Origin of the sequence: Pseudomonas bharatica (genome assembly GCF_048586865.1) — a bacterium.
Taxonomy (GTDB): domain Bacteria; phylum Pseudomonadota; class Gammaproteobacteria; order Pseudomonadales; family Pseudomonadaceae; genus Aquipseudomonas; species Aquipseudomonas bharatica.
In genome coordinates this window covers 553,488-559,943 of record NZ_JBMAWR010000001.1, presented here as the reverse complement: position 1 = coordinate 559,943, position 6,456 = coordinate 553,488, and the positions used below count along the sequence as shown (strand labels likewise).

The window sequence follows — 6,456 nt, the reverse complement described above, 5'->3', positions numbered from 1 at the left end:
GGCTCCCACAGGGTCCGTGCCGTACTCGGGGCAGTTTTGCCACCAGCAGAAGCCCGCCGTGCTTACTCCCCACGCCGCAACAAGGTATGCGGCGCTACGCCGAAGGCCTTGCGGAACGCGTGGCTGAAATGGGAGAAATCGGAGAACCCGAATTCCAGCGCGGCCTGCGAGACACTCTTCACCTGCCCACGTTCGATCGCTGCGCGGCTGGCATTGAGCCGTTCCTTCCAGATTTCGGCGACCGGGGATTTCTGGTGCCGGGCAAACGCCCGGGTCACCGTGCGCGTCGAGACGTGGTGGGCCACGGCAATCGATTCGATCGACAGTTCCGGTTCGGTCAGGTGCCGCTGGATGTAGTTCATGATCCGCCCGTAAAGGTCCAGCTCTTGGTGGGTGGTCTTGAGGTCCTGCAGCTCCAGGCTGAGCACCAGCAGGTCGATGATGGTGCTGGAGTAGCGCCGGGCGATGCTTTCGTTCTGCAGCAACGCGGCGGAACTGGCGGCCTGGCCGATCATCTGCCGCAGCGGGATCACCCCGGGGCGGGACTCGTCCAGCACCAGGGCGGTGAGGTCGGCGATGCCCGGCAAGCGCTGCGCCAGCAGCGGTCGGGGGATGCGGATCAGGTGGTTTTCGGTACCACCCAGGCTGAAGCGGAACGGTTGGGTTGCGTCGTAAAGAAACACACTGCCGGTCGTCAGGCTGGCCTTGCGCGTGTGTTGTTCGATTTCGCCATAACCGTCGAGGGTGAAACCCAGCCAGATATCTTCGGCGGGGTCGCCGCGCAGGTGCTGCTCGGAACGCATCCAGTGGTGCAGTGGCGAAGACAGGGTGGTGATGTCCAGGGGGCCAATTCCGTTGACCTTTAACGCACCCTCGAAATTGCTCTGCAACGAGGATTTGCTGTCTGCCGACAGGCAATGCCGGCAGACCACTTCCCGCCAGTAGTCGAAGCGACGGGCTGGCGAAACGGCGAGGGTGGAATAGTGATTGGTCTCAGCCATGATGGCGCTCACCTTGATGCTACTACTTGAGGAAACGAAGCACTGTTACCGAGGTTCCGACAGGCAATATCCACGCCAGCGCGCTTCGCCGGCACGGGCCGTGGCCAACCCGGCCTGCGGCTTGAGTGCAGCGGCGGGGTCCATCGCAAAAGCACCTCTTGCGCCTGCCCATTCCGGGGCAAAAACCCTTTTTCTCCCTGTGCGTTGCACCATCGCGGTTCGTGTCCGGGCAGGTGTTTCAGCGCTGTCTTTACCAACCAAACGGTTGTCCTGACCAACAAAGCGACGCTGTTGTGGCGTGCCTAACGTTCACCTCACGGCATTTCCAGCAACCTGCGCCGATGAGGTGAGCCCATGCGAGTTCAACAACAACAGCGAATGGCCGACGAGTTCAGGTGGCTGCATATGCGCGACCTGGCGCCCGAAGAATTTTTGTCGTGGCTGATCGAGTGGGGAGCGTGCGCGTTGCGTGCCCGTGGTAATGCCGAGCGTGTGTCCGAAGCCAAAATAACAAGGAGCCTGTGATGGAGTCCGCAATCGACAAACACCTCAAGTGCCCGCGCACCTTATCGCGCCGGGTGCCTGACGATTACCAGCCGCCGTTCCCGATGTGGGTCGGTCGCGCTGACGAGCAGTTGACCCAGGTGGTGATGGCCTATCTGGGTGTGCAGTACCAGGGCGATGGCCAGCGCGAGCGGGCCTTGCAGGCGCTGCGCGAGATCGTCGCCAGCTTCAGCCTGGCCGACGGCCCGCTGACCCACGACCTGACGCACCATGTCGATAGCAGCGGCTACGACAACCTGATGGTGGTGGGCTACTGGAAAGACGCCAGGGCGTATTGCCGCTGGATGCGCTCGGCCGAGGTGGATGGCTGGTGGAATTCGCCGCAACGCTTGCACGATGGCCTGGGTTACTACCGCGAGATCAGTGCGCCGCGGGCCGAGCAGTTCGAGACCTTGTATGCGTTCCAGAACGATCTGCCCGGGGTCGGGGCGGTCATGGACGGCATCAGCGGCGAGATCGAGGAGCACGGTTACTGGGGCTCGATGCGCGACCGCTTCCCGGTGTCGCAAACCGACTGGATGAACCCGGACGGCGAGCTGCGCGTGGTGTCCGGCGATCCGGCCAAGGGCGGGCGGGTGGTGGTGGTCGGCCACGACAATATCGCCTTGATTCGCTCGGGCCAGGACTGGGCGGCGGCTGAACAGGCCGAGCGCTCGCTGTACCTGGACGAGATCCTGCCGACCTTGCAGGACGGCATGGATTTCCTGCGCGATAACGGCCAGGCGCTGGGCTGCTATAGCAACCGCTTCGTGCGCAATATCGATGCGGACGGCAACCCGCTCGACAAGAGCTACAACATCGGTCACTGGCGTTCGGTGGAAAAACTCGAACGTTGGGCGGAATCCCACCCGACCCATCTGCGCATCTTCGTCACCTTCTTCCGGGTGGCGGCGGGGCTGCAGAAGTTGCGGCTCTACCACGAAGTGTCGGTGTCGGATGCGAGCAGCCAGGTGTTCGAATACATCAACTGCCACCCGCACACCGGCATGTTGCGCGACGCCCAAGCAAGCGCCAACTAACCAACGAACTCCACGTTTAGCCCTGCACCTGTCGTTGTTACGGCAGCGGGGCTCCTTTTGCTCGCGTTTTGCCAACAAGAAGGACTTGGTCCATGAAGCAACTCCGTTACCTGATGCTTGCGGCGGCCGCGCCGTGCCTGTCTGCGCAGGCAGTTGAAGTTTCGCCGGGGGATTACGAAGTGCTGCCGGTGGGTAAAACCATCGGTGTGGTCTATTACCAGCACTCCACTACCGACAGTGCCTACGCCCAGGGCCACAAGGTCAGCTCCGACTTCAACCTGACCTCCAATGTCGGCATCCTGCGTTTGCTGCATGTCTATAAATTGACCGACCGGCTGACCATCGAGCCGCAGTTCCTGCTGCCGTTCGGCCATGTTTCCAGCGGCGGTGACGCCTCGGCCCTGGGCAGCGCCAGCGGCATCGGCGACCTGATCCTGACCGCGCCGCTCAAGTACCGCCTCAACGAGGCCAACGACACCGTCGGCGCCACGGTCTACCTGGTCGCACCGACCGGCAACTACGACCGCAAGGACGCGCTGAACCTGGGCGAGAACCGCTGGAAGGTGGACCTTCAGGCCGCGTACATCAAGCACTTCGGCGAGAAGTGGGCGGTCGACCTGGTCGGTGATGCGATCTGGTATGGCGACAACGACGACTTCGGCGCCAACTCGGTACGCCGCGAACAGGATACCTCCTACGCCGCGCAGCTGATGGGGCGTTACATCATCGACCCGGGTACGTCCCTGGCAGTCGGTCTTGGCCACACCTGGGGCGGGGAAAGCCGGGTAGACGGCACCTCCCAGGACGACCGCGGCAAAACCACCAACTTCCGCCTCACCGCCACCAAGTTCTTTACCGCCCAGGACCAGTTGCAGATGCAACTGGGGCGTGACCTCGCGGTAGAAAACGGCCCGAAGGAAAACTTCCGACTGAACCTCAGGTACGTCCGGGTCTTTTAACCGCCTGCACATTCCCAGCTGAAACGGAGCATTCGAACATGACTGAACAAAACGCTTCCACCGAGCAACAACCTTCGCTGTATACCCGCCTGGGTGGCTACGACGCCATTTACCAGTTCGCCGGCGCGGTATTGCGCAAGACCATGGCTCACCCGGCGATCGGCCATATCTGGGCGCATATGTCCGAGTCGACCTTCCAGAAGGAACACATCAACTTCGTCGATTTCCTCGCGCAACATTGGGGTGGCAGCGCCAAGTACCGCGGCCGGGACATGGTCACCGCACACCGCGGCATGGGGCTGACCGAGGTGCACTGGCAAGCCACGCTGGATTGCCTGGAGGCGTGCTACGACGACTACAACCTGGCGCCGGAGCTGCGCAAGGAGGTCAACGACTTCCTGGTCAAGTTCAAGCCCGCCGTGATCGGCAGCCCGTCCTACCGCGACGTGGTGCTGGCCAACCCGACGATGGACCCGGCCAAGGGCATGAAAAGCGTCGGCGTGGTCTGGCCCGCACGCGGCGATGCGGCCGGGCAGGCCGGGGTGCCCAAGCTGGAGCAGTAAGCCTGCTACCCGGCGCAACGCAGTCCTGCTCAACACAGCGACTGTCCTGCTCAACCAAGTGGGCTCGCCGCGCTGGCGCTAGGTTAGTACCAGGCCCAACCGCGGCGAGCCGCACGAACAGCTAATTGCCGGCCCCTGGCCCGGCACCGGAAAGGAAAAAGGACACCCCATGGCCATCACCCGCCCGACGCTCGAACAACTGCAGGCGCTCGCCAGCCGCCTGCACCTGCAACTGACGCCCGAGCAAGCCAGCGAATACCTGGCGCTCATGCAAGGCAGCCTCGATGCCTACGACCTGGTCGACGAACTGCCGGACTTCACGCCGCTGGTGCGCTACGAGCGCACGGCGGGTTATCGCCCCTCCAGCGTGGAGAACCCGCTGAACGCTTGGTACTACCGCACCGAGGTGATGGGCGCCAGCAGCGGCAAACTGCTCGGCAGGACGGTCGCGCTCAAGGACAACATCTCGCTGGCGGGCGTGCCGATGATGAACGGCGCCTCGCCACTGGCCGGTTTCGTGCCGTCGTTCGACGCCACCGTGGTGACGCGTCTGCTCGACGCCGGGGTGACCATCCTCGGCAAGGCCACCTGCGAACACTATTGCCTGTCCGGCGCCAGCCACACCTCGGACCCTGCGCCCGTGCACAACCCGTTGCGCCACGGTTTCAGTACCGGCGGCTCGTCGTCGGGCAGCGCGGCGCTGGTCGCGGCGGGCGAGGTTGACCTGGCGGTGGGTGGCGACCAGGGCGGGTCGGCGCGTATTCCCGCGGCCTGGTGTGGCATCTACGGCATGAAGCCGACCTTCGGGCTGGTGCCCTATACCGGGGTGATGGCCATCGAGGCCACCTTCGACCATGTCGGCCCGATGACCCGCAGCGTGCGCGACAACGCGCTGATGCTCGAAGTGATGGCCGGTACCGACGGGCTTGACCCACGCCAGAGCGCGCCGGAGGTCGATAGCTACAGCGACTACCTTGGGCGCGGTGTCGGCGGGCTGCGTATCGGCATCCTCCAGGAAGGTTTCCAGCTCGCCAACCTGGATCCGCGGGTGGCCGAAACGGTACGCAGCGCCATCGCCCGGCTCGAGGCGTTGGGTGCCGTGGTCGAGGAGGTGTCGGTGCCCGAGCACACGCTGGCGGGCTCGTTGTGGAACCCGATCGGCTGCGAAGGCCTGACCATGCAGATGATGCACGGCAACGGCGCGGGCTTTAACTGGAAGGGCCTGTACGACGTCGGCCTGCTCGACAAGCAGGCCGGCTGGCGGACCCAGGCCGACGCCCTGTCGCCTTCGCTCAAGCTGTGCATGCTGGTTGGCCAGTTCGGCCTCGAGCACTACCACGGCCGTTACTACGCCAAGGCCCAGAACCTCGCGCGCTTTGCCCGTGCCGGCTACGACAAGGCACTGCAGCGCTACGACCTGCTGGTGATGCCGACCGTGCCCATCGTCGCCCAGCCGCTGCCGGCGCCGGATTGCTCGATCACCGAGAACGTCTCGCGGGCACTGGAGATGCTCGGCAACACCGCCGCACAGGACATTACCGGCCACCCGGCCATGTCCATCCCCTGTGGCCTGGTCGACGGCCTGCCGGTCGGGCTGATGCTGGTCGGCAAGCATTACGCCGAAGGCACGATCTACCAGGCCGCGGCAGCCTTCGAAAACGCAGTGGACTGGCGCACGCTGTAGGCGCTGCGCCTCTGCAAACAACAACCAGAACAGCAACACCACCAACAACCGTGTCGAACGAGAGGAGTAATCCCATGACGGCAACCTCAACCCCTGGCGAGCGCGCGCGGGCACTGTTTGCAGTGCTCAAGAACAAGGACCTCATCCCCGAGGGCTACATCGAACAGCTCACCGAACTCATGGAACATGGCTGGAGCCCGGAGAACGGCGCGCGCATCGTCGCCAGGGCCTGGGTCGACCCGCAGTTCCGCGAACTGCTGCTCAAGGACGGTACCGCCGCCTGCGCCCAGTTCGGTTTCACCGGCCCGCAGGGCGAATACATCGTCGCCCTGGAAGATACCCCGCAGGTCAAGAACGTGATCGTCTGCAGCCTGTGCTCTTGCACCAACTGGCCGGTGCTGGGCCTGCCGCCGGAGTGGTACAAGGGCTTCGAGTTCCGTGCGCGGCTGGTCCGGGAGGGGCGTACGGTACTGCGCGAGCTGGGCACCGAGTTGCCCGACGACGTGCTGGTGAAGGTATGGGACACCAGCGCCGAAAGCCGTTACCTGGTGCTGCCGCAACGGCCCGCGGGCTCTGAGGACATGAGCGAAGAGCAGTTGCGGCAACTGGTCACCAAGGACGTGCTCATCGGTGTCGCCGTGCCCCGGGTTGGCTGAGCCGGTCCAC

The 6,456-nt window shown here is 64.3% G+C and carries 7 protein-coding genes; 6 read left to right on the top strand and 1 reads right to left on the bottom strand.

Annotated elements, in window-relative coordinates; translation table 11 throughout:
* Positions 1 to 62 precede the first annotated feature (62 nt).
* The gene (locus tag ACKLLE_RS02455) at positions 63 to 1,001 is read right to left on the bottom strand and encodes a helix-turn-helix domain-containing protein (RefSeq protein WP_420056668.1); all 939 of its coding nucleotides are present in this window, start codon (positions 999 to 1,001) and stop codon (positions 63 to 65) included.
* 354 nt (positions 1,002 to 1,355) lie between these two features.
* On the opposite strand from ACKLLE_RS02455, the gene ACKLLE_RS02450 reads away from it, so the two are divergent.
* The 6 genes from ACKLLE_RS02450 (at position 1,356) to nthA (ending at position 6,446) form a co-directional block, all read left to right on the top strand.
* Positions 1,356 to 1,526 (top strand): hypothetical protein, encoded by a 171-nt coding sequence (locus ACKLLE_RS02450; RefSeq protein WP_420056667.1) that lies wholly within the window; start codon positions 1,356 to 1,358, stop codon positions 1,524 to 1,526.
* Complete coding sequence (oxdA, locus tag ACKLLE_RS02445) at positions 1,526 to 2,584, top strand: aliphatic aldoxime dehydratase (RefSeq protein ID WP_420056666.1); 1,059 nt, start codon at positions 1,526 to 1,528, stop codon at positions 2,582 to 2,584. Before ACKLLE_RS02450 ends, oxdA begins: the two co-directional genes overlap by 1 nt.
* A 92-nt stretch (positions 2,585 to 2,676) precedes the next feature.
* Positions 2,677 to 3,543, top strand: a complete 867-nt coding sequence (locus ACKLLE_RS02440) for a transporter (RefSeq protein WP_420056665.1) — start codon at positions 2,677 to 2,679, stop codon at positions 3,541 to 3,543.
* Between the two features lie 38 nt (positions 3,544 to 3,581).
* Entirely contained in the window at positions 3,582 to 4,106 is a 525-nt protein-coding gene (locus ACKLLE_RS02435) for a group I truncated hemoglobin (RefSeq protein WP_420056664.1), read from the top strand.
* 169 nt (positions 4,107 to 4,275) lie between these two features.
* On the top strand, positions 4,276 to 5,790 hold the full coding sequence (locus ACKLLE_RS02430; RefSeq protein WP_420056663.1) for an amidase: 1,515 nt from the start codon (positions 4,276 to 4,278) through the stop codon (positions 5,788 to 5,790).
* Between the two features lie 74 nt (positions 5,791 to 5,864).
* The gene (gene nthA, locus ACKLLE_RS02425) at positions 5,865 to 6,446 is read left to right on the top strand and encodes a nitrile hydratase subunit alpha (protein WP_009685495.1); all 582 of its coding nucleotides are present in this window, start codon (positions 5,865 to 5,867) and stop codon (positions 6,444 to 6,446) included.
* Positions 6,447 to 6,456 lie beyond the last annotated feature (10 nt).